The 23,286-nt window shown below is 62.5% G+C and carries 21 protein-coding genes; 18 read left to right on the top strand and 3 right to left on the bottom strand.

From position 1 onward, the window contains the following. The first annotated feature begins 18 nt into the window (after positions 1-18). On the top strand, positions 19-579 hold the full coding sequence (locus tag H7B90_RS14195; protein ID WP_185136543.1) for a LysE family translocator: 561 nt from the start codon (positions 19-21) through the stop codon (positions 577-579). Between the two features lie 12 nt (positions 580-591). On the opposite strand, the gene H7B90_RS14190 is transcribed toward H7B90_RS14195, so the two are convergent. After that, positions 592-1,404 (bottom strand): DUF3891 family protein, encoded by an 813-nt coding sequence (locus H7B90_RS14190; protein ID WP_185136542.1) that lies wholly within the window; start codon positions 1,402-1,404, stop codon positions 592-594. Between the two features lie 929 nt (positions 1,405-2,333). Beyond that, complete coding sequence (locus H7B90_RS14185) at positions 2,334-4,247, bottom strand: ABC-F family ATP-binding cassette domain-containing protein (protein WP_185136541.1); 1,914 nt, start codon at positions 4,245-4,247, stop codon at positions 2,334-2,336. Positions 4,248-5,168: 921 nt separating this feature from the next. On the opposite strand from H7B90_RS14185, the gene H7B90_RS14180 reads away from it, so the two are divergent. The 7 genes from H7B90_RS14180 to H7B90_RS14150 all read left to right on the top strand — a co-directional run bounded on the left by H7B90_RS14180 (position 5,169) and on the right by H7B90_RS14150 (position 9,944). Beyond that, entirely contained in the window at positions 5,169-5,576 is a 408-nt protein-coding gene (locus tag H7B90_RS14180) for a 5-formyltetrahydrofolate cyclo-ligase (RefSeq protein ID WP_185136540.1), read from the top strand. After that, positions 5,533-6,045 carry a cyclic pyranopterin monophosphate synthase MoaC gene (moaC, locus tag H7B90_RS14175; RefSeq protein ID WP_185136539.1) on the top strand — a complete coding sequence of 171 codons (513 nt, stop codon included), beginning with the start codon at positions 5,533-5,535 and terminating at the stop codon, positions 6,043-6,045. Before H7B90_RS14180 ends, moaC begins: the two co-directional genes overlap by 44 nt. A 65-nt stretch (positions 6,046-6,110) precedes the next feature. Beyond that, the gene (locus H7B90_RS14170; protein ID WP_185136538.1) at positions 6,111-6,605 is read left to right on the top strand and encodes a MogA/MoaB family molybdenum cofactor biosynthesis protein; all 495 of its coding nucleotides are present in this window, start codon (positions 6,111-6,113) and stop codon (positions 6,603-6,605) included. Beyond that, complete coding sequence (locus H7B90_RS14165; RefSeq protein WP_185136537.1) at positions 6,602-7,657, top strand: molybdopterin-binding protein; 1,056 nt, start codon at positions 6,602-6,604, stop codon at positions 7,655-7,657. Before H7B90_RS14170 ends, H7B90_RS14165 begins: the two co-directional genes overlap by 4 nt. A gap of 46 nt (positions 7,658-7,703) precedes the next feature. Next, positions 7,704-7,934 carry a twin-arginine translocase TatA/TatE family subunit gene (gene tatA / locus H7B90_RS14160; RefSeq protein WP_185136536.1) on the top strand — a complete coding sequence of 77 codons (231 nt, stop codon included), beginning with the start codon at positions 7,704-7,706 and terminating at the stop codon, positions 7,932-7,934. Positions 7,935-7,945: 11 nt separating this feature from the next. After that, positions 7,946-8,758 carry a twin-arginine translocase subunit TatC gene (tatC, locus tag H7B90_RS14155; RefSeq protein ID WP_185136535.1) on the top strand — a complete coding sequence of 271 codons (813 nt, stop codon included), beginning with the start codon at positions 7,946-7,948 and terminating at the stop codon, positions 8,756-8,758. A 169-nt stretch (positions 8,759-8,927) separates the two neighbouring features. Continuing rightward, positions 8,928-9,944 (top strand): acyltransferase family protein, encoded by a 1,017-nt coding sequence (locus tag H7B90_RS14150; RefSeq protein WP_185136534.1) that lies wholly within the window; start codon positions 8,928-8,930, stop codon positions 9,942-9,944. Positions 9,945-10,045: 101 nt separating this feature from the next. Here H7B90_RS14150 and H7B90_RS14145 read toward each other — a convergent pair whose 3' ends face one another. Beyond that, a complete protein-coding gene (locus tag H7B90_RS14145; RefSeq protein ID WP_185136533.1) occupies positions 10,046-11,389 on the bottom strand; it encodes a hypothetical protein in 1,344 nt (447 codons plus the stop codon). A gap of 274 nt (positions 11,390-11,663) precedes the next feature. Between H7B90_RS14145 and H7B90_RS14140 the strand changes: the two genes are divergently transcribed. The 10 genes from H7B90_RS14140 (at position 11,664) to H7B90_RS14095 (ending at position 23,115) form a co-directional block, all read left to right on the top strand. Beyond that, complete coding sequence (locus H7B90_RS14140) at positions 11,664-13,238, top strand: S-layer homology domain-containing protein (protein WP_185136532.1); 1,575 nt, start codon at positions 11,664-11,666, stop codon at positions 13,236-13,238. 209 nt (positions 13,239-13,447) lie between these two features. Then, the gene (locus H7B90_RS14135) at positions 13,448-14,203 is read left to right on the top strand and encodes a YveK family protein (protein ID WP_185136531.1); all 756 of its coding nucleotides are present in this window, start codon (positions 13,448-13,450) and stop codon (positions 14,201-14,203) included. Next, positions 14,184-14,825 carry a CpsD/CapB family tyrosine-protein kinase gene (locus H7B90_RS14130; protein ID WP_185136530.1) on the top strand — a complete coding sequence of 214 codons (642 nt, stop codon included), beginning with the start codon at positions 14,184-14,186 and terminating at the stop codon, positions 14,823-14,825. The genes H7B90_RS14135 and H7B90_RS14130 overlap by 20 nt, the downstream gene beginning before the upstream one ends. Before the next feature lie 132 nt (positions 14,826-14,957). After that, the gene (locus tag H7B90_RS14125; protein WP_185136529.1) at positions 14,958-16,199 is read left to right on the top strand and encodes a glycosyltransferase; all 1,242 of its coding nucleotides are present in this window, start codon (positions 14,958-14,960) and stop codon (positions 16,197-16,199) included. A gap of 62 nt (positions 16,200-16,261) precedes the next feature. Then, positions 16,262-17,296: a polysaccharide pyruvyl transferase family protein gene (locus H7B90_RS14120; RefSeq protein WP_185136528.1), complete on the top strand. Its 1,035-nt coding sequence runs from the start codon at positions 16,262-16,264 to the stop codon at positions 17,294-17,296. Next, complete coding sequence (locus H7B90_RS14115) at positions 17,244-18,311, top strand: glycosyltransferase family 2 protein (RefSeq protein ID WP_185136527.1); 1,068 nt, start codon at positions 17,244-17,246, stop codon at positions 18,309-18,311. Before H7B90_RS14120 ends, H7B90_RS14115 begins: the two co-directional genes overlap by 53 nt. Then, positions 18,202-18,987, top strand: coding sequence for a glycosyltransferase family 2 protein (locus tag H7B90_RS14110; RefSeq protein ID WP_185136526.1), 786 nt, complete (start codon positions 18,202-18,204; stop codon positions 18,985-18,987). Before H7B90_RS14115 ends, H7B90_RS14110 begins: the two co-directional genes overlap by 110 nt. Beyond that, positions 18,984-20,156 (top strand): glycosyltransferase family 4 protein, encoded by a 1,173-nt coding sequence (locus H7B90_RS14105; RefSeq protein ID WP_185136525.1) that lies wholly within the window; start codon positions 18,984-18,986, stop codon positions 20,154-20,156. The genes H7B90_RS14110 and H7B90_RS14105 overlap by 4 nt, the downstream gene beginning before the upstream one ends. 168 nt (positions 20,157-20,324) lie before the next feature. Then, entirely contained in the window at positions 20,325-21,605 is a 1,281-nt protein-coding gene (locus H7B90_RS14100; protein ID WP_185136524.1) for a hypothetical protein, read from the top strand. 37 nt (positions 21,606-21,642) lie between these two features. Next, positions 21,643-23,115 carry an MOP flippase family protein gene (locus H7B90_RS14095; RefSeq protein ID WP_185136523.1) on the top strand — a complete coding sequence of 491 codons (1,473 nt, stop codon included), beginning with the start codon at positions 21,643-21,645 and terminating at the stop codon, positions 23,113-23,115. The last annotated feature ends 171 nt before the right edge of the window (positions 23,116-23,286 follow it).

Raw genomic sequence — 23,286 nt, 5'->3', positions numbered from 1 at the left:
CAAAAGGAGGAGGGGCTATTGCCCATTTATTTGCAAGGGTTGCTTCTGGGCATATCCATCGCTGCGCCAGTCGGCCCTATCGGCGTTCTGTGTATACGGCGGACGCTGTTGCAGGGGAGGCTGCACGGGTTGATGTCGGGGCTCGGGGCCGCCACGGCCGATGCGATTTACGGGGCCGTCGCCGCGCTCGGACTATCCGCCTTGATGACGATTCTAATCGACCAGAGCGTCTGGATTCAGCTCGTCGGCGGCTTATTCCTCTGCTATTTGGCCTATCGGACGTTCGCGTCCGCCCCGCCGGCGGCCGAAGCCGGCGCCAGACTCGAAGGCGGGTTGCCGGGAGCGTACGCGACGACGCTGCTGTTAACTCTCGCGAACCCGATGACGATTGTCTCGTTCGCGGGAATGTTCGCGGGATTCGACGTCGGCGAAGGCAGTCGCAGCGCTTGGCTGCTCGTCGGAGGAGCGAGAAGGCGACTCCCCGAACGTTGGCTGAGAGGGATTAATCGGCTCTCGGGCGTTGTCCTGTTGATTTTCGGAATTGTGATTCTGGTAAAAGGATTGGCGGAATGGCCATGAGAGCCGCGGGGGTTATCTGGCGAATCGGACGAGAACCGGGGCCTTCAACGGGTAGAAGGAGACCTCCCGTTCCTGCATGGGGGCTCTCTCATAGGCTTCGCCGACTCCGAAGTCGCGGATGGAGAGCTTCCCGACCGCCTTATACTTCAGGGTAACGGCGCTGTCGCTCCGAAGCGGATAGTGGCTTAGGCCGACGCTCTGCTTCCCTAGCCAGCGGGCCCGGATCGGCTGGAAGCTGATGAACGGAAAAGCGCTGAACCGAGAGAATCTCTCCGCGAACCAGGGAAGCTCGTTCTCTTGGAGAGACCCCGGCTCGTTCATGGCGATATAGAGCGACAAGTAGTGGCAAAAGTGCAGCATTCCCAGGTGAATCCGCAAGTTCTCCTCCGACACGGAGTCGCGGATGCCGCACTCCTCTTTATAGCGGGCCTGTCTTTTGCGCTCGCTATTCAAGAACCGATTGGTCTCGCCGACGTTCAAGCTCTCTAGAACCGGATCGTGCGTATGATGAAGGCTGGCGAGCAGCGCGACGTACGGGGAGATCTTCTCCGCGGCATGGACGGAACGCTTGGCGGCCCGCAGCCTCTGGCGGAGCGGGCTGTTCGCCATGCTCTGGGGGGCTTGCCTTCTCCCGTCCCAGCTGGGACGGACGTCGATTTTGCTCCAGCCCGAATATAGAACGCGAGCAGCCGCGGCCACTTCGCCGAACCGGCGGGAATCGTAGAAATAAGCTTCGTTCCACTGCTCCGCGATTCGGCCGGCGGCCAGGCTCTGATCCGTCTGCCGGACCATGACGTAGTCGTGTTCTCTTTCGTAGACGATCATGGCAGTGCCTCCTCGAGGGGGAAAGTATCTAGTTTTTACAATATCGAGGATCGTTGTGGGCGAATAGTGATCGCTGTCATGAATTCGGTCATATGACCTGTCATGCCACGGGGCGGCAGGGGGGGCGTCTTGCGGATCAACTCGGTTTTTCAGGTCTCGTGCCGCTATCCCCTTCGTTCAGGACGGGAGGTATGCGGAATTGCGTGCCATTATCCCTTTCGCTCAGTGCCGGTTTACAGGGTCACGTGTCACTATCCCCTTCGTTCAGGACGGGAGGTTTATGGAGTTGCGTGCCGCTATCCCCTTCGCTCAGTATGGGGCCGTTTCGAGGGGCGATGGTTTGGGGAAGAAGTAAGGAGAAGGAGTAAGGAGAAGGAGAGAAGCGACGATAGGACCTGCGAAAAGGGCTACATCCGATCGATCTCGGAGAGACAGGCAGTTGGTGTTCAAAAAGCCATCCTGCTGCGCTCCGACGCGCGGCGCCTTTGGCGCCATAAACGCGCACCGGGAGAGGCGGCAGAAGGCAGTCGAGATCCATAGGCATTAAATACGTCCAACCGCGTTGGTACCCGATTGCGGCTCGGATAAGGGTGCACACCCTTCCCGGCCAACGTGTTATCTCAAGGGATGTGGATAAAAATATCCACATCCCTTGTGCATACTGTGGGCAAAACCGGTAAGCCGTTGGGAGAGTAAGGCGGGGGATTTTATGAAAATGGGATGGTTTTTTCATAGCGAGACTGTGGAATCTGTGGACATTGTGGATAAAACTGTGGAAAAAGTCTGATAATTTACGCTCCCCTAACAAAAAACAGCCGGAGCGCGGCCGATTACTCCAAAGGGATTACTCCCTGGGAGCCTCTTCCGCCGCGTCCGAGCTGTGCATAAAGCTGTGGACAACAATTTTCCTTTTCCCAAGCGCTCCGATATCAATCCAGCAGCGACTCCCAGAGGGCGTAAGCCTCATCCAACGCTTGCTTGCGCTTGTCGACTTCGGCTTGCTTCTCGCGCAGCAGCACGTAGTCGGTGAACACTTCCTCCGAGGCCATCTCCTGCTCCAAGGCGGCGATCTCTTCCTCGAGACGCGCGATATCGGCCTCGGCCTGCTCCTTCTTGCGCTGGCGCGCGCGCTCCTCGCGCTTGGCCTGCTTCTCCGCCTCGTAGTCGAGCACCGGGGCCGGCGCTTCCTTCGCAGTCTGGGAGGAACGCTCCGATTCCCACTGCTCCATCTCCTGCTTTTTGCCGATCATCTCGTCGTAATTTCCCAGGAAATGTCGAGCGCCGTCCGGATGAATCTCGACGATGCGGTCCGCCAGCCGGTTCAGGAAGTAGCGGTCGTGGGAGACGAAAAGCAGCGTGCCTTCATACTCTTCCAGCGCCGCCTCGAGCACTTCGCGGCTCCACAGATCGAGATGGTTGGTCGGCTCGTCGAGCACGAGTACGTTCGCCTTGCGCAGCATCAGCTTAGACAGTGCCACGCGCGCCTTCTCCCCGCCGCTCAGGCTTCCGACCGTCTTCTTGACGTCTTCCCCGCTGAACAGGAAGTTGCCGAGAACGGTCCGGATCTCCGCTTCGGGGAGCATCGGGTACTCGCTCCACACTTCCTCCAGCACCGTATTCGCCTTGTTCAAGCCGCGCTGCTCCTGGTCGTAGTACCCGAGCATGACGCCGGTCCCCCAGCGGATCGTGCCGGCCCGAAGCTCGAGCGCTCCGACGAGGGCTCGCAGAAGAGTCGTTTTGCCGACGCCGTTCGGTCCGAGAATCGCGATTCTCTCTCCCCGCTTGACCTCGAAGGACACGCCGCGAAAAAGGGGGGACATCTCCGCCGAAGGAGCCGCCGAAGCCTCCGACACCTGCAGCACGTCCTTGCCCGTCCGGCGCTCGGTCGTGAACGAGAAGCTCGCCTGTTTCAGCGTGCCGGGCTTCTCCAGCCGCTCGATCCGCTCCAGCGCGTTGCGCCGGCTCTGGGCCCGGCGGGTCGTCGTGGCCCGCGCCAGATTGCGCTGGATGAAGTCCTCCATGCGCATGATCTCCTTGCGCTGCTGCTCGTACAGCTTCACGCGCTGCGCGAAGTCCGCCGCCTTCTGGTCCATGAAGCGGGAATAGTTGCCCGTGTATCGGGTCGCCGCGTGGCGCTCGATCTCGACGATCGAGGTGACCGTGGCGTCGAGGAAGTAACGGTCGTGGGAGACGATGACCATCGCTCCCGAATACGTTCGCAAATATTGCTCCAGCCAAGTAAGCGTGGCGATGTCGAGATGGTTGGTCGGCTCGTCGAGCAACAGCAGCTCCGGCTGGACGACGAGCAGACGAGCCAGCGCGAGACGCGTCCGCTGGCCGCCGCTAAGGCTGGACACGGGCGTCTCCGGCGCGAAGTCGCCGAAGCCCATGCCGTGCAGCACGCTGCGAATGCGGTTGTTCATCTCGAAACCGCCCGCTTCGCGGAACTTGTCGTTCCGGTCCGCGTATTGGCTCAGCAGCGCTTCGTACCTCGCAGCGTCCTTCTGCTCCTGCGGGTCGGCCATTCTCTCTTCCAGCCTTCGCAGTTCCTTCTCCTGTTCCAGAAGAGAGCCGAACGCGTTCATCATCACCTCGTGAAGAGACAGGCTTCCTTCGAAGCTGCTGTTCTGCGCCAGGTAGCCGACCTTCAGCTCGCGCGGCTTCGACACGGATCCATGATCCGCGGACAGCTCTCCGGCGAGGATCCGCAGGAAGGTCGATTTGCCCGCGCCGTTCACGCCGACGAGGCCGATGCGGTCGCGTTCGTTGATCTGAATCGAGACGCCCTCGAGTACGGGCGTTGCCCCGTAGTACTTCGTAATGCCCGATGCTTGCAAAAGCAAGAGGAATCCCTCCGACTTCCTTATAATGTCTTCCTATAAATAAGAGCGCTGCTCCAAGTGTAACGCAAATTGGCGGCTTCGTCCAAGCGGAGCGGGCGTTGGAGGCTCGGTCTTCTTGGCGAAAATGGGGAAAAAATGATACACTGGAACTAACTTTTGGAGCCGGGTGCGGGGGAGGCGGAGATGGAGCGACCTTCGGTTGGGACGTTGAAGCGCGAGCGACGGGCCCTCTTGTCGGCGCGGCGCGACGAGCTCGCTCCCCGCGAGCGCGAGGCGAAGTCCTCGCTGTTGTGCGATGTCGTCGCGAGGGAGGCGCTCGTTCCGCTCGAGCGGGGAGCCTCGCGTCCGCTTGTCGTGTGCGTGTACGGGGCTTTTCGCTCGGAGGCCGATCCGGCCGGGTTGGCGGAATGGTGCCGCCGGCGAGGCCATCTCGTTATCGCTCCCCGCGTTCTGAGAAGCGGCGAGCGTGCCGCTATCCCGTCGGATCAGGTAGCGCGGAATGGCGGGGGGCATGCCACTATCCCCTCCGTTCAGGATTCGTCGAACGACAGGGGGCATGCCACTATCCCTTCGAGTCAGGATTTGCCAAACGACAGGGAACATGCCATTATCCCCTCCATTCAGGCTTCGCCCAGCGGCGAGGAACATGCCACTATCCCCTTCGCTCAGGAGTTGTCGAACGATAAGGGGCATACCATTATCCCTTCGAGTCAGGGCCCCCTGAGCGGTAGGGATAATGGTACGGCCTTTGCCGATTCGAGCGTCCTGAGCAGCGGGGATAGTGGCACCACCTTCCTCGACCGGCACTCCCTGAACCAAGGGGATAACGGTACGGCATCTGCCGATTCGAGCAACCTGAGCAGCGGGGATAGCAGCACGCAGTCCTCGAACAGGGAACGCCTGAGCGAAGGGGATAGCGGCATGGAGCTGCGAATAATCGATTCCCCCGCCGACTGGACGCCCGGAAGATGGGGAGTGCCGGAGCCGAACCCGGCCGCCACCGAGCCGTATCCGGTCGGAGGAGAGATCGACGTCGTGCTCGTGCCGGGGCTCGCCTTCGACCGACAGGGAGGCAGGCTCGGCTACGGCGGAGGCTACTACGATCGGCTGTACGCGGCGAGACGCGCGGCCGCGCCGGAGCGGTCCCGGCGAACGCTGTGGATCGGATTCGCCTACGAGCGGCAAGTCGCGGGGGAGGAAGAGCTGCCGCGGGAGCCGCACGATTTGCCGCTGAGCGGCTTGGCTACGGAGGAAGGCATCATCTGGTTCGACGGGAGGGAAGCGAATGGAGACGGGGAGGAACGAGCCGGATCGTCTGACTCATTTTAACGAACAGGGACGGGCCGTAATGGTCGACGTGTCGGACAAGGCGGTCACCGCCCGCACGGCCGTCGCCGAGACGAAGGTGACGATGCGTCCGGATACGCTCGCGCGCATCCGCGAAGGCACGGTCGCCAAGGGCGACGTGCTGGCGGTGGCGCAAGTGGCGGGCATTCAGGCCGCCAAGCGCACGTCGGATTGGATTCCGATGTGCCACCCGCTGCCGCTGACCGGGGTGAACGTCCGGTTCTCGGACAACGGGCGGGACACGCTGTACATCACGGCGGAAGTGAAGACGACGGGCAAGACGGGCGTCGAGATGGAGGCGCTGACCGCCGTATCCGCCGTCGCTTTGACCGTTTACGATATGTGCAAGGCGCTGCAGAAGGACATGGAGATCGGCCCGACGCGACTAGTCTCGAAAACGGGGGGGAAAAGCGGGGATTACAAAGCCGCGGACGGCGCCGGGGCGGGTTGACCGGACGGCGGACGCTCGCGGATGACGGAGGCGTTATGCCAAATGGGAGCGAAGGGGGAACGGATATGCATTGGAAGGTAGCCTTGCTGTCGGCCAGCGACAAAGGGTCGCGCGGAGAGAGAGAAGACACGAGCGCGCAGGTCATTCGGGAGCTGGTGGAAGAGGAGCTCGGAGGGGAGATCGTCGACTATCGCGTCGTCCCGGACGAGCAAGACGAGATTCGGGCCGCGCTCATCGAGATGGCCGACTACTTCCAGGCGGACTTGATTCTGACGACCGGCGGCGCGGGTCTCGGCTTCCGGGATGTGACGCCGGAGGCGACGCTGATGGTCGCCGAACGGACCGTTCCCGGCATGGCGGAGGCGATGCGGGCGAAGGCTCTGCAACGGACGAGAAGGGCGATGCTGTTCCGCGGCGTATGCGCCATCCGGGGGCGGACGCTAATCGTCAACCTGCCCGGGGATCCGAAGGGCGTTCACGAGCTCTTCATGGCGATCCTGGACGTGCTGCCGGCCGCGTTGCTCCAGGTTAAGGGATTAGGGAGGGACATTGACGGATGACGAAGCCTAATCCGTCCGCTTCCGGAGCGGAAGAGAAGCGGATCGGCGATTCGGTGCTGCGGGAGGTGAAGGTCGAGGACGCGGTCGGCCTGATTCTCGCGCACGACCTGACGCAGATTCTTCCGGGGACGTTCAAGGGACGCCTGTTCCGCAAAGGCCACAAAGTCACGGAAGAGGACATCCCGAAGCTGAAGGATATCGGCAAGGAGCATCTGTACGCGATGGAGCTCGCGCCGACGGATCTCCACGAGGACGACGCGGCGCTTAGGATGGCGCTCGCGCTCGGCGGGCAGAACCTGAGCCGCGGCGAGCCGCACGAGGGCAAGGTGACGCTGAAGTCTACGATTACGGGGCTCGCTTCCATCTCCAAGGAAGTCGTCGACCGGATCAATTCGCTCGGCGAGATCGCTCTGGCGACCGTAACGAGCGGGCGGGTCGTCCGGGAAGGGGACCATGTGGCCGCCACGCGGGCGATCCCGCTGATCGTGCCGGAAGCCAAGGTCGCCGAAGTCGAGCGGATCGCCTCCGAATACCGCAGCCGGGAAGGCTCTGACCCGATCGCGGTCAAGCCGCTTCGCAAGATGCGGGCCGCGCTGCTGTCGACGGGCACCGAGGTGTTCTCCGGCCGCATCCAGGACAAGTTCGGGCCGGCCGTCTCCCGCAAGCTGGAGGAGCTCGGGTCGGAGCTCGCGGAGCAGCGGTTCGCGCCGGACGACCGACAAATAATTGTCAACGAAATTATCTATTTCCTGAATCAAGGGTATGATATGATACTTGTGTCCGGCGGGATGTCCGTCGACCCGGACGACCGGACGCCGGGAGCCATCGCCGCGGCCGGCGCCGATATCGTCAGCTACGGGACGCCGATGCTGCCGGGCTCGATGCTGCTGTTCGGCTACCTGCGGGGAGTGCCGATCTTCGGGCTGCCGGGCTGCGTCATGCACGACCCGTACACGTCCTTCGACGTGCTCTTGCCGCGGGTTCTCGCGGGAGAGAAGATCGAGCGCGAGGAGATCGCCCGGATGGGGTACGGCGGCTTGCACCGTTGTTGACCGATTTGAGGTTCTATAATTCCATGAGCGAATAGGAGGCGTTACGATGTCAGGCATCGGCGCTACAGGTTTTCTATTGATCGTGATCGTGGCTCTGCTCTTGTTCGGACCGAACAAGCTTCCGGAGCTGGGCAAAGCGTTCGGACGCACGCTGCGCGAATTCAAGAAAGGCGCGAACGGCATTCTGGAAGAGCAGCCGGAACCCGCTCCGCGCCGGGTTGAGGTCTCTGCCGCCGAAGCGGAACAACCCAAAGCGGAACGCCGGCTTCCGGAGTAAGGGGTTCAGGCATGACGGATCGTTCGAACTCCGCCGGGGCCAAGCAGCCGGGAGGCGGCTGGATGCCCCTGATGGAGCATATCGGTGAACTGAGGAAAAGAATCATTTACGTCCTGATCGTCTTCGTGCTCGGCGTCGCCGGCGGCTTGTTCGGGGCCGGCCCGCTGTTCGATTACCTGATCGAGAAGACGCCCGCGGGACGGATCGAGCTAAGCGCATTCTCTCCTTGGGACGCCATCGGGCTCTACATGAAGTTCGCCTTCGTCATCTCCTTCGTCGTCGCGATTCCGTTCGCCCTGTACCAGCTCTGGGCGTTCGTCCGGCCCGCGCTCGGAAGGAAGGAGCAGAAGGCGACGCTGAAGTACGTGCCGGGAGCTCTCGTCATGTTCCTCGCCGGACTGGCTTTCGCCTACTTTATCGTGTTCCCCATGGCCTACCGGTTCACGGAGGGCATCACGCAAAACATGGGACTTAATCAGATGTACGGGGCGGGGCAGTACTTCTCGTTCATGTTCAACATCGTGGTACCGCTTGCGGTGCTGTTCGAGCTGCCGGTCGTCATTCTGTTCCTGACGCGGATCGGCATCCTCAATCCGATCGTGCTGCGGAAGCTGCGCCGGATCGCCTGGCTGATCATGGTCGTCGTCGGCACGGTGATCACGCCTCCGGACGTCGTGTCCGACCTGCTCGTCGCCGTTCCGCTCGTCGCGCTGTACGAGTTCAGCGTGCTTCTCTCCACTATCGCATTCAAGAAGCGGGCGGAGAGGCTTCGGGCAATGGAGCTTGAAGACGAGGAAGAAGATTCTTACGCCGCTACGACGTGAAGACGCGGGCGAGCGGGAATACCCATACGCAAGCCGGAAGCCGGGTTCGCCGATGAAGCGGACGTGGCTTCTTTATATTGACACTGATACAAATTGTATCATAATATGAAGAAAAGACGCGAGTCTGCCGCGGAGAACGTCGCGCCGAACAATCGAAGGAGGTTAACCAATGAGGCTCGCTTGGGCGGATATCGCGAGGGGAATCGGAATCGCGCTTGTCGTCTACGGTCATGTGCTCAGAGGCATCCACGATGCCGACATCGGGTTGAACGAGAATTTTTTCTTCTATTCGGATACGTTCGTTTACGGATTCCATATGCCTCTGTTTTTCCTGCTGTCCGGCCTGTTCGTCTCCAGCTGGGAGAGCAAGCCGTTCGCGTCGGCGGCGGGCAAGAAGGTCCACCAGCTTCTGCTGCCCTATCTGATATGGTCGCTCTTGCAAGGGAGCGTCATGATCGTGCTCTCGGGGACGACGAACAGCTCGACGCTGACCTGGAGCGGTCTTCCGGCGAACATCGGGTGGAGTCCCATCGGCCAATTCTGGTTCCTCTACGCCTTGTTCTTCATGTTTATCCTCTATTACGCCATGAACAAATTTTTGCCGAAGCCCGTTATCCTGCTCGTCGGGTTGGCCGTCTTCGCGGCCATGCCGCTGCTGGAGCTCAATTGGATCGTCGAGAAGTTCGGCAGCCACTTCGTCTACTTCCTCGCGGGAACCTGCTTGGCCCGGTACAAGTCGATCGTTCCGCGCCTGTTCAAGCCGGCGGCTCTGTATGCGTCCTCGGCCGCGTTTATCCTCGTGAACGCCTTGTACCTGTGGGCGGCGAACCGGTTCTACGACGCTCCCGGATTTCAATATCTGGGGCTTGCGGCGGCGGCGGCCGGCGTCGCGTTCGTGATCGCGCTGTCCTACCGGCTTCAAGCCGTCAAGGGAACAACGTGGCTCAAGTCCCTCGGGCTCTCTTCGATGTCCATCTACCTGGTGCATATTCTCGCGGCTTCGGGGACGAGAATCGTGCTGGACAAGGGATTGCATATCGGCGATCCGGCCGTGCATATCGTACTCGGAACGATAATGGGAATCGCGGTCCCGCTCGTCGTTCAAGCCGTCGCGAGGGGGTTGCGGTTGGATAACGTCCTGTTCGCTTCGAGGCAGCCCACTGTCAAAGGGCAAGCGAGCGCTTGAGGAAGAGCATGCGGGAGTAGATCGGACATCGACATAAAAAAGGGGCCGTCCGCGGGACGGCCCTTTTGCTATAACCATAGAGTTAACGCACGCAGCTTCCGTCAGCCGCCGTTCCCGGCGGGGATTCGCTTCCCGAGCCGGGCCCGCCGATCCGGCCGAGCGGCCGCCGGCAGGCGGTTCTCCGCCGTCCTCATCCGGGCGTAGGCCATCCCCGCGAACAGCCAGGTCGTCAGATAGGAGAATTCGGCAACCGCGATCATGGCCGTCGCGTATATGACGATAAGCGCGCATTTGATGCCGACGTTCTCGTAGTCGTTCTTCAGCTTCAGAATCGGCACTAGGAACAGCAGCGTGAAGAGGGCGACGCCGACGATTCCGACGTTGCAGAGGAAGGTCGACCACAGATCGGCCGAACGGACGTATCCGAAGCCGACGCCGAACAGCTGGTTGAAGAGCGGAAGCTGGCCGAAGAAGTCGAGATGTCTCTCCATCAGCGTCTGGCGGAGCAGACCCGAGTCGGTATCCGACTTGTTCCCGAGCACTGCCTCGTAGACGGGTTGCAGGTATCCGAGCGCGAAAGGCGAGGCGAACAGGAAGACGACGAGAGCGGAGAGGAGGTAACGGTCTCTCAGCTTGAAGAACACGACCCGCAGGGCGAGATACAGCAGGATGCCGATGAAGGCCGTCGTGGAGAAGGTCAAGAGCAGGCTGGCCAGCAGCAGCAGATGGACGAACGTCTTGCGAAGGTGGATCGCGTAGATCCAGAGGGGCAGGACCGTGAAGCTGTACATGCTCGGCTCGCCGGTCAGGCTCTTGATCCGCATCATGTCGATGCCGAAGAAGCTCATCGTCTGGAAGAGGCTGCCCGAACCGGTGAGGGGGTTGTTCTCGGAGCCGCCCTTGAACACCCGGTTCGTCACGAAGTCGCCGTTCTCGTGGAAGAGCAGGAAGTAGACGAATTCGTAGATCCCGTAAAGGCACAGAACGAGGGCTCCGTAGAGGATGTACCGGTTCCAGGACGGGCGATAATAGTTTTTGACGAAGACGGCCAGCGCCACCGCCGCGAACAGGTAGAGGGACTGGGTGAACATGGAGGAACGGAACAGATAGGTTCGCCAATCCTCGTCGGACACGAGCGTGAGCTTCTCGAAGGAGATGGAGGCTCCGCCGTCCACGGCCAAGGCGAGGCTCAGCTGGGCCGCCGCCGTCAACCCGCCGAACAGCAGGCAGAAGCCGAGCAGGTCGCGGAAGAAGAAGCCCTTCTCCGCCAGATAGGCGCGGCTTCGGTATTGCGGCCCCAGGTAGAGGAACAGGACGAAGGGGATGGACGCGAGCCCCAGCATCAGCCCCGGCGTGGTCCCGGGAACGGAAGGAACGATCAGGAACGAGGTGACGGGAAGAAGGAAGGCCCAGAGAGCGAAGAAACGGTTCAGAGTCGGTTGCATCGATCTACTCCTATCTTAATAATAGGTAACGCTTCATACGCGTCATACGCGGACATTCGGGCGCGGTCCTGCCGGCAGTCGGCGCGAACTGGACGATACGATTTGGCATGGTTCTTGTTAAATGATACATTGAGTAACATTTTGGTGTCAAGAAGAGACGGGGGTTCCGCTTCCGCATCCGTTCGATCCGGCAACCGGGCGGCTCCCGTCCATTGACTCGATACGATAGGTAGCGTATAGTTAGAATATTTCATTTTCCTTATGGAGGGAAAAGATGCGACGCTTGCGCTGGCTTGCGGCTTCCGTCATCGGCTTGGCGATTCTGTTCCTCGCGACCGGCTCGTCGGCTTCGAAGGCCCCGGTATCCTTGTCGGACGTGAAGGGGCATTGGGCGGAAGCGGATATACGTTGGGCGGTCCAGTCGAACCTCGTCCTCGGATACAAGGACGGAACGTTCAAGCCGGACAATCCGGTGACCGAGGCGGAATTTCTGGCGATGCTTCTGCGCATATACCCGAACGCGATGAATGTCGTCCATGCGGCCGCCAGGCCCGGGGTCAACTGGACGGAGCCGTTCTACGAAGCGGGGAGACGGTTCAACATGCCGCTCCTCGGCCTCGAGGAGCCGGCCAAGCGAACGCTCCCCGCGAACCGGGGCCTGGCGGCCAAGCTGATCGCCGGAGCTTACGGCTTCCATTACGACGCGTTCGGATCGATCGCGTTCCTATATGAGATGGGCTTCTCCAAAGGCCGGTCGGGCAAGACTCTGCTCGGCTACGAGGCGGGCAGGGGGATGACCCGCGCGGAGGCGGTCACCTTCCTGCGGGCCGTCGCCCTCAAGCCCGACGCGAAGGAGCTGAAGGTGAGAGCCGAGAAGCTCGCGGCGAACGGGGCCACTCCCCGCTACCGGGGGATCGAGAAGATCTTCTACGGAACGAACGGGCACCAGAGCCAAGGAGGAGCTTACGCCAAGGTGAGCTTCGCCGAGCAGCTGAAGCAGCTCAAGGATATCGGACTGACGATCTACCGCAACGACATCTGGGACGAGAGAACCGCCGCCCAGCTGGCCAGGATGGCCGACGTCTTCGCCGGATCGGGCGTTCAGATCGTTCCCGTCCTGACGCCGAACCCGCAGGCCGAGAACGGCGAGAACGAGGCTTATGACAAAGGCTACCAGGTCGGCCGGGCGGCCGCGCTGCAGCTGGAGGGCCGGGTCACCTATTACGAGGTCGGCAACGAGCTGGAGAACTGGGTGATCCTCAAAGGGCGGGACGGCGTCAGGCCGAGCGATTACGACAACGCCCGGTTCGCGAAGGCAAGAGGAGCGCTGCGCGGCATGATCGACGGCATTCGTTCGGTCGATGTCTCCTCCCGCATCAACATCAGCGGCAGCAGCTGGCTGCACCTGGCGTTCGTCGACATGCTCTGGAACGGAACGCAGCCCGACGGCGCGACCGGCAAGCCCGTCGTTCGCTGGGACACCACGTCTTGGCATTGGTACTCCGACATGGGAGATATTACGAACGCCTGCGGCGAGAGCGGGTGCTACAACGTTCTGCAGGAGCTGAAGGACCGGTTCGGCAAGCCGATCTGGCTGACGGAATTCGGCGTCCGGCCGACGCTCGGCGACGACAATCGGATCGCCGAACACCTGGTGAGCGACCGGATGCTGGGCCAATACGCGTCGGTGGCCAAAGAGTACGACCTGCGAAGCGTCATGGTGTACAGCTTCTACGACGACGCCGCGTACGGCGGCGACGGCAATTACGGGCTGCTGAAGGACGACGGCGTGACGAAGAAGCCCGCTTATTCGAGACTGAAGGAGTTCATCCGAACCCATCCGATGTGATCTGAGAGCCCGGAGAGCCGCTCCCGAAAGGGGGCGGCTTTTGTTGTTTCGCGCGAACGCCGGGGTTCCGCCGCGCGCTCTCAAAACGGTTTTCTGCTGCCGGTCCTCCCGATTTGGCATTGACATGATACAAAATGTAACTTATATTAGGATTAATCGTTAGATACGAAATGTATCGAAACATGAACCCATCAGGACGGAGGAGAGAAATGGAATTAAAACAATACTGGCTTATCGTGAAGCGGCGACTCTGGCTCATTGCCTTGCTGGTCGTCATCGGGGCGACGGCGACGGGCGTCTGCTCCGCCTATCTCATAGACAAACAGTACGAGGCCTCGTCGAAAATCATCGTGAACCAGAAGGAGGGAGCGGTCGGAACGGCCGGGCTCCCGGACGTCCGAACGATCGACTTCAACGTCGAGATCATCAAGACCTACAAGGAGATCATCCGGACGCCCCGCATCATGAACGTCGTCATCCAGCAGTACCCGGGGCTGAAGACGAGCGTCGGCGAGCTGATCGACAAGGTGTCGGTCTCGACCGTGAACGGCACCCAGGTCATGTCGGTGACGGCGAAGGATTCCTCCTACAGCCGGGCCGCCGAGATGGCGAACGCGGTCTCCCGCGTGTTCCAGGAGGAGATCCCGAAGCTGATGAAGGTCGACAACGTCAACATTCTGTTCGAAGCCGATCCCGGAGCGAACGCGGAGCCGAGCTCTCCCAATCCTCTGACGAACGTGCTGCTCTCGATCGTCCTGCTGCTCGTCGTCGGGATCGGGCTCGCGTTCCTGCTCGATTACCTCGACGATACCGTCAAGTCCGAAGAGGACGTCCGGGAATGGGCCGGTCTCGCGACGATCGCGGACATTCCGAACGCGTCGCGCAGCCGGAGAACGAAGGGAAGCAAGAACGCCAATCTGGATAATCCGATAAGGGGTGGGACAGGTGCCACGATCCATACCTAGAAGCAAGCTGTTCATCGACGGAGGTCCGGGCACGGCCGTATCCGAAGCCTACCGGATCCTCCGAACGAACATCGAATACGCCCAAGGGGAGCGGCGGATCAAGACGATCGCGATCTCCTCGTCGACCCAAGGCGAAGGGAAAAGCGCGACGGCCGCCAATCTGGCGGCGGCGTTCGCCGATTCGAAGAAGAAGGTTCTTCTCGTGGACGCCAACCTGAGGGATCCGATCCAGCAATCGATCTTCGACGTCCCGAACAGGCACGGCTTGTCCACGCTGCTCGGAGGGCAAGACGAGCTGGGCGACGTCGCCGTCGCCACCACGATCCCTTACCTGACCCTTCTCCCGGCCGGTCCGATTCCGTCCAACCCGGCGGAGCTGCTGGGATCCGAGAGGATGGCCCAACTGCTGGAAGAAGCGAAGCCTTCGTACGACGTAATACTGATCGACACGCCGGCGGTCCTGTCGTTCGCCGACGCGCAGATCATGGCGGTCCAGTGCGACAGCGTGCTGATGGTCGCCGGGAAGGGAACCGTCAAGAAGAAGACGCTCGGGAAGGCGGCGTCCGTGCTGGAGCAAGTGAACGCCCGCGTTCTGGGAGTCGCGCTGAACGAAGCGAGATAAGAGGCAGCGAGGCAGGGAAGACGTGACGAGAGCCGGAGACGGCGATAGAGACAAAGATAAGCATGAAGGAGGAGTTGGAGTGAGATCGTACCATTCCCGGCCCTATCGGCCGAATCGGCGAGGGTTCGTCCGATGACAGCGCCGGCGAGACCGCTCAATATCCTGTTCGTCAGCCACACCTATATCGGCGGCCCCTTCGTGGTCGGGTCCCATCATCTGGCCCGCGAGATGTCGAAGATGGGCCACCGGGTCCTCCATCTTAGCACGTCCGTGACGCCCGCCCACTTGATGAAGATGAAGGAGCCGCCCATCAAGGATAGGCTCGCCCAATGGAGGAACATCCGCAAGCAGAGCGGGCGCATGATCCACGGCGTTCCGATGTCGCTCGTTCCGTGGCCGCTCGCGAGCGCCATCTACCGCCGAACGGGAATCAATCTGTTCGTCCGTTCCATCGCCTTCCCGTCGATTCGCAAGCTGCTCGGCATGTACCGGTTCTCCGAGGTCGATCTGCTGCTCATCGACCAGCCCTACTTCGCCGGCATCGAGAAGCAGCTAAAGGCCAAGGTCGTCATCTACCGGCCGACGGACAATTACGCGGACATGCACGGGGACCGGACCGTGGAGATCGCCGAGAAGGAGATCATCAGCCGCGCCCACGGCGTGGTGGCGACGTCCGAGCCCGTTCTCGCGAACGCCCGGAGACACAAGAGCGACATGCCCGCCATCGTGCTGGAGAACGGAGTGGAGTTCGCGCACTTCGAGCGGGCCCGTCCCGAGCCGGACGATCTGAAGGAGATCCCGGGCCCGCGGGCGATCTATGCCGGCGCCGTCGACGAACGGTTCGACATGGCGGCGGTCAAGCGCCTCGCCGAGCGTTCCCCCTCCCTCAGCGTCGTCGTCATCGGCCCTTGCGATCCGGCGTTCGTCCGGACGCAGGGCTTCCCGGGCAACGTGTTTTTCCTCGGGGCCAAAGCCTACGACGATCTTCCCGCCTACTTGCAGCACGCGGATCTCGCGCTGCTTCCTCTCTCCGACCACAAGGCGAATCTGGGCCGAAGCCCCATGAAGCTGTACGAATACGCGGCCGCGGGACTTCCGACGGTCGTCAAGGAGACTCCGGAGCTGAGAAGAAGAGGGGAGGACTTCCTCTACTTCTACAAGGACGCGGACTCGTTCGCGGAGCGGGTGGGTCAGGTGCTGCGGAAGCTGGATCGCGGAGAGATCGCGAGAGGCCGAATCGTCGAAGCGGCCCGCAAGCAGTCGTGGAGGACGAAGGCGGAGCAGATCATCGACTTCGGCGGGCGACTGTCCGGGTCGAGGCCGTTCCAAGGGGAGCCGCGCGCCTTGACGGCGGAGAAGAGCTTCTCCGGTTAAGGGGAAGCTTCGAGGGAGCAAGGAGGAAGCGAATGGAAGCCGTCATTCGGGAGCGACATCCCATGGAACGACTGAAGAGGAGGCTGGGCGCGATCGCGGAGGCGGTTCCTCCCGGATCGCAGGTCGCTTACATAGACTATCCCCTTCACGAGAATATCGGGGATCTTCTGATCCTTCAGGGCACGGAGGCCTTCTTCGCCGAACACCGGATCCGGGTGCGGAGACGCTATTCGTGCGTGAACTTCCGCCCCGGCGTCAAGATCCCCCGGGACTGGATCCTCGTCTGCCACGGCGGCGGCAACTTCGGAGACCTGTACCCCTGGTATCAGCGGCTGCGGGAGGACATCGTCCGCTGCTATCCGGATCACCGGATCGTCATCCTGCCCCAGACGGTCGAATTCCGGGACGCGGAGAGCGAGAGGCGGTCCATGGAGCTGCTCGGGAGCCACCAGGATCTTCACTTGTTCGTCCGCGACCGGGTCTCCTACGAGAAGGCCCGGGGCCATATCGCCAATCTGTATCTGTCGCCGGACATGGCGCACCAGCTCTATCCGATCGACGCGGGCCGAGCCGGCCAAGCCGGTCAAGCGGGCGGGGCCGGGTTCGCGCGGGTGCTCGGCGTGCTCCGGACGGACGGCGAGGCGTCGGGCGCGGAGGGCTCCGCCATCGCGGGCGAACGCATCGACGAGACGACGGATTGGCCGCTTCTCCTCTCCGCAGGAGACCGGCTGGCCGTCCGGCTTCTCGTCGCGATGAGCTCCCTCGACCGGCGGCTGCGCAACGCGCTCCCGGTCTGGCCGCTCTGGCGCCGCTTCGCGCGGCGCCTGACGGACAAGGCGATCCGCAAGTACGCCGGGAGCGGCCGCGTCGTGACGAGCCGGCTTCACGGCCACATCCTGGCCTGCCTGATGAACAAGCCGAACGTTCTGTTGGACAACAGCTACGGGAAGAACGGCCGGTATTACCGCGAGTGGACTCGCGACGTAGAAAGCGCGACGGCCGTTCTTCCCCGGCCGCCCGGGAGCGGGGAGGAGGAGGCCGTCCGTGAGCGATTGGCAGGGATTGACTATCGCGATCTGCACGCGCAACCGTCCTGACGATCTTCGCCGCTGCGTCGCTTCCGTCGCCGGGCAGTCGGCGGACTATCCGCTGCAGGTGCTGATCGTCGACGACGGCGAGCTCTCGGAGAGCGAGCTCGCGGAGCTGAGCGACGCGCTCGGCGGGAACGTTAGCCGCTTCCGCTACCGCAAGAAGCGGCAGCCCGGGCTTCTGCTGTCGCGAATCGAGGCCGTCGGCCTGGCCGACTTCAACCGCATCCTCTTCCTCGACGACGACGCCGAGCTGGAGGAGGGCTACCTGCGAAGGCTCCGGGAGCTGTACGCCCGATATCCGGAAGCGGCCGCGATCGGCGGAACGGACGGCGCGATCCGCGGCAACTTCCTGTGGAACCTGTTCGCGCGCGCGATTCTGTACGACTCGGGCGATCCGGGCCGGCTGTCGCCGAGCGGGTACGGCGGCTCGATGACGAGGTGGAACGAGCGGCGGGAGCCGTTCCGCACGGAATTCCTGCTCGGGTGCAACATGTCGTTCCGCACGGACGCGCTGCTCGGGCTCGAGCCCGTCGACTGGCTCGGCGGATACAGTCTCGGAGAGGATCTCTACCTCTCCTACTGGGCTTCGCGGAGCGGGGAGATGTGGATCGACCCGGGCCTCAAGGTGCGGCACCGCCAATCCGCGGCGTCCAGGGATAAGCTGGAGCAGGTCGCGTACACGGAGATCGCCAACCATTACCATCTGCTTCGGCTTCGCAAGCCGGGAGCCTGGCGGCGGGCGGCCCTCCTGTGGACCGCCTCCGGCCTGCTCGCGAGGGCGCTGGCGGTCCCCCGGCTGCGCCACAGGGCCGCCGGCTACGGCAGGGCGATCCGGTTCGTCCTCGCGGAAGATTGGAGGTGGTTCCATGAAAGTATCTCTAATCTTGGCAACGGTGGAAAGGTACGCCGAAGTGGAGAGGTTCCTCGAGAAGCTGGATCTTCAGACGTACCGGAACTTCGAATTGATTCTGGTCGATCAGAACGACGGCGATCCGCTCCGTCCGCTGATCGAGAAGTATAAGAATCGATTCCCGCTGCTCCATCTTCGCTCCGAGCGGGGACTGTCCCGGGCCCGGAACGTCGGGATGCGCAGGGCGACGGGGGACCTCGTGGCCTTCCCCGACGACGACTGCTGGTACGCCCCGGGCGTCCTCGAGCAGGCCGTCGGCTACTTCCGGCGGGAGCCCGCCCCGGACGTCGTCACGGGCCGGTCGGTCGACGAGCGGGGAGAGGACGCCGCCGGCAGCTTCGACCCGGAGGAAGGCTACGTCGACAAGATGAACGTCTGGAACCGGGCGATCTCCTTCACGATCTTCCTGAAGAAGGAGGTCGCCGACGATATCGGCGACTTCGACGAAGAGATCGGGGTCGGAGCCGGCTCCATCTACTTGTCCGGCGAGGAGACGGACTACGTGCTGCGGGCGTTGAAGCGGTTCAAAGTATACTACTACCCGGAATTCATCGTCTATCACGCCAATCCCCTGCGCCAGATCACCCCGCAGATTATCGCCCGCGCCTACAAGTACGGATGCGGCTTCGGCCGAGTCGTCTCGAAGCACGATTATCCGATCGCGTTCAAGCTCCGAATGCTGGCGAGGCCTCTGGCCGGAACGATGGTCTACGGGACCGTCGGGCAATTCTCGAGGTCGAAGTATTATTGGAACTCGTTCAGAGGCCGATTGAGAGGGATGTTATGAACATTTATATTAACGCCAGATTTCTGACGCAGCCGATCACGGGCGTTCAACGTTACGCGGTCGAGCTGGTCAAGCGCTGGGACCGGATGCTCGCGGAAGGGCAGGCGGCGGGCCGGCGGGAAGAGAAGCCGGGCCGGCAAGAGGAGAAGGCGGGGAACGGCCCGGCGGAACGCGGGGGCTCCCGGGAACGGGGCGGCGCCCGGGAACACCGGTATACGCTGCTCGCTCCCCCGGACATTCTCTACGAGCCGGAGCTTAAGCACATTCGGCTGGAGAAGGTCGGCAAGCTGCGCGGGCACGCGTGGGAGCAGTTCGCGCTTCCTTATTACGCGAGGGACGGCCTTCTCGTCAACCTGTGCAACACGGGCCCTCTGGCGAAGCGCAACCAGATCGCGACGATTCACGACACCGCGGTGTTCGAATACCCCGAATCGTTCACGTTCTCCTTCCGCAGCGCATACAAGGTCATCCAAGGCGGGCTGGGCAGGCGGGCGAAGACCATCCTGACGGTCTCGCAGTTCTCCAAGTCCCAGATCATGCGCCATTGCGGAGCGAACGAGAGGAAAATCAAGGTCGTGCCCCTCGGCAAGGAGCACATCGGCGAGGTGCAGGCGGACCCCGGCGTGTACGCCAAGCACGGGCTCACGCCGAAGAATTACATTCTGGCGGTCAGCAGCCGCAACCCGTACAAGAACTTCGCGGGTCTCCTGCGCGCGATGGAGCGGCTCGGGGACCGCAACTACGAGATCGCCATCGCCGGCGCCTCCAACAGCAAAGTGTTCGGGCGGGCGGAGCTGTCCGGCTCGGAGCGGGTCAAGTGGCTCGGCTACGTGAGCGACGAAGAGCTCAAGGCATTGTTCGAAGGAGCCGCCTGCTTCGTGTTCCCCTCCTTCTACGAAGGGTTCGGCTTGCCGCCCCTCGAGGCGATGGCTTGCGGGACGCCGATCCTCGCTTCGCGCGCCGCTTCCATCCCGGAGGTGTGCGGGGAAGCGTGCCTGTACTTCGACCCGCACGACCCGGACGACATCGCGAGGCAGATCGGCCGCGTCATGGACGATCCCGAGCTGCGGACGACGCTTCGCGACAAGGGCTACCGGCGGGCCGACGCGTTCAGCTGGGACGCGTGCGCCCGCGAGACGCTGCAGCTGATTCAAGAGGGGGTCCGATGACGCGAAGGCGCCGTCCGGCGGCGGGCGCCTAGAGAGCCGGAGCCGGGCGAGCCCGCAACCGCGCGGGACGCGGGCGCCGCATCCGCATCCGCCGGCGGTACGAGGCGAGGCTGCATTAAGCCGTTAGAGAGCAAGGTCGATTTACACGGAGGAGAGGGGAGTAAACGCATGGCGGATGAAGCGTATCGGATCGTCGTCCGGCAAGCGAAGGTCGTGAACGGCAACGCCGTTCATTACGAGGTCGAGTATGGTTCCAAGGTTCGTCCCTACTTCTCGGGAGAGCCGTTCTTCGTCGAGTACGACAGGGACGTCGGCTCCGTGCCCGAAGGCCTGCTGGTCGTTCCGCTGCTCGCGAATCTGTGCCCCGTCGCCTGGGTCATCGGCGCGGACGTCTTCGTCGGGAAGCTCGACCGGGCCTTCCACGACAGCCTGGAGACGGCGAAGGCGGCCTTCGCCTCGCTCTATCCGCGCATCAAGTTCAGAGGCAGCCTGACCGCCCGGGAGCTGACGGAGGTGCCGGAGGCCGAGCTTCCCGCCAGGCCGGAGAGGACCGCCGCTTTTTTCAGCGGGGGAGTCGATTCGCTCGGCACGTTCCTCCGCAGGCGGGGGGAGAATCCGTACTTCATTACGATCTGGGGCGGGGACATCGGGTTCTCGCAGCCGGATATCTGGCACGAGGTCAAGCGGTACAACGAAGCGTTCGGCCGGGCGAACGGCATCGAGAGCCTCTTCGTGAAGTCGAGCCTGCGCACGTTCCTGAACGAGGAGCTGATCGCCTTCAACTTCGGCCGGTTTACGCACGGCTGGTGGCCGGGAGTGCAGCACGGCATCGGCATGGTCGGCTTGTGCGCGCCGCTCGCCTACTCGCTCGGCATCGGCCGGCTGTACGTCCCTTCGGCGCTCCCGCCCAAGCTGGCGAAGGCGATTCCCGACGGCTCGAACACGCTCATCAACAACCGGCTGCGGTGGTCCGGCACGAAGGTGCAGCTCGAGGGGGAAGAGCTGACCCGGCAGGACAAGGTCGCGCTCATCGCGGATTACGTCCACGCCACCGGCCAGAAGCTGAACGTCCGGGTCTGCTGGTCGAACAAGAGCTACGGCAATTGCTGCCGCTGCGAGAAGTGCCTGCGGACGATCGCGGCGCTGTCCGCCGAAGGCGTCGACCCCCGGCAGGCCGGATTCCCCGTGAACGAGGACACGTTCCGCCATCTGAAGGAGCAGCTGCCCAAGTGGCTGCCGGGGAACGAGCTGAGAGTCGAGTATTGGGACGAGATCCGGAACCGTTCGGTCGCCAACCGCGAGAGGCTGCGCGAGGAAGCGCGGGAATTCTTCGATTGGTTCGGACGCCTCGATCTCCAGTCGTACAAGAAGAAACGCGGTTGGTTCCATGCGCTGGTGGATTTGATTCCGCATCCGGTATTCCTTTTCCTCAAGAGAACGTTCATCTGACTCCCGGCGCACACCAGACGAAGAATGAGGGAAGCTTATGTCTCTGAAAACCAAAGGAATCAACGCGGCCAAGTGGTCGACCCTGGCCACCGCCGTCTCCGCGATCGTCCAGCTCGCGCAGGTCGTCACCGTCTCCCGGATGCTCTCCCCGGAGGATTACGGCCTGATCAGCATGATCATGGTCGTCGTCATGGTCGCGATCGCGATGAGCGACTTCGGCATCTCGAACGCCATCATCCACCGGCAGAACGTGACGAAGAACGAGCTGTCCAGCCTCTATATTCTGAATCTGGCGGCGGGGGCCGGCCTGGCGGCGATCGTGTGGCTGCTCGCGCCCCTCGCCGCTCTCTATTACAGAGAGCCGGAGCTTCTCGGGCCGATGCGGTGGATGGCGCTGCTCTGCTTCTTCCCGGCGATCGGCCAGCAGTTCCAGGTGCTGTTCCAGAAGGAGCTGCGCTTCGAATATCTGGCCAAGGTGGACATCGCCGCCTACGTCGTCGGGTTCGCGACCGTGTTCTTCGGCGCGCTCTGGGGCTTCGGCGTCTACGCGCTCGTCGCCTCCTATCTGTCGAACGCCCTGTTCAAGTCGCTGTGCCTCGCCTTCGCGGGCTGGCGCCTCTGGGCGCCCAGCTTCTACTTCTCCAGGAAGGACTTGAAGGGCTATCTCAGCTTCGGCTTCTACCAGATGGGCTCCGGGATGATCCAGTCGTTCATGACCAACATCGACTATCTGATCCTGGGGCGGATGATCGGCGCGGAGAAGCTCGGCTACTACACGTTCGCCTACCAGCTCTGCATGATGCCGATGCAGAAGCTGAGCCCGCTCATCTCCCAGATCTCGCTGCCGCTGCTCGCGAGGATCCAGGATCGCGTGGAGCAGCTGCGCAGCGGCTACCTGCAGATCACGACCATGATCAGCTACGTCGCCGGACCGATCTATCTGGGGCTCGCGGTGACGGCTCCTTATCTCGTGCCGTTCGCGTTCGGGGAGCAGTGGACGGAGAGCATCGTCATGGTCCAGATTCTGGCGATCATGCTTCTCGTCCGCTCGGCCATCATTCCGACGCACAGCCTGCTGCTCGCGATCGGGAGGGCGAATACGAGATTCTATTACGCCCTCATCTGCTTCGCGATTCTCCTCCCCAGCCTCTGGATCGGCGCGGAGGCCGGCGGCGCGATCGGCGTCGCGTACGCGTACCTGATCGCCCAGGCGCTGATCGTCCTCGTGAATTACTACCAGTCGATCCGGATCGCCATCGGCAACTGCTTCGCGGCCTACTGCCGAAGCATGCTGCCGGGCACGCTGTACAGCCTGCTCATGGCGGCCGGCGTCTTCGCCCTCGGCATCGCCGCCAGCCGCTTGAATTCGGACGGGCTCATCCTCGTCCTGCAGCTGTCGTGCGGCATCGTCCTGTACGCGGGACTGATTCTGGGCTTCAAGAGGGAGCTCGTCCGGGACGTCATGCGCCGGCTGAACGGAAGGGCGGCGCTGAAGAAGGAAGGCGGATAGGCCCCTGGGCATCGCTTGCCGGGGCGGTCGGTTGACCTCTAGCGGAGCGGCTTCGGCCGGTCCGCTTTTTCTCGTCATTTTCCGATATTCCTCTTCCGGAAAATGTGGTAAACTAGGTAAAACAAACTATGATAACGGTTCCATTCCGGGATCGCCGGGGATTTGGACAAG

Source organism: Cohnella xylanilytica, assembly GCF_014212175.1.
GTDB lineage: Bacteria > Bacillota > Bacilli > Paenibacillales > Paenibacillaceae > Cohnella > Cohnella xylanilytica.
The sequence above is the reverse complement of the archived record's forward strand: the minus strand, read 5'-3'. Positions and strand labels throughout refer to the sequence as shown.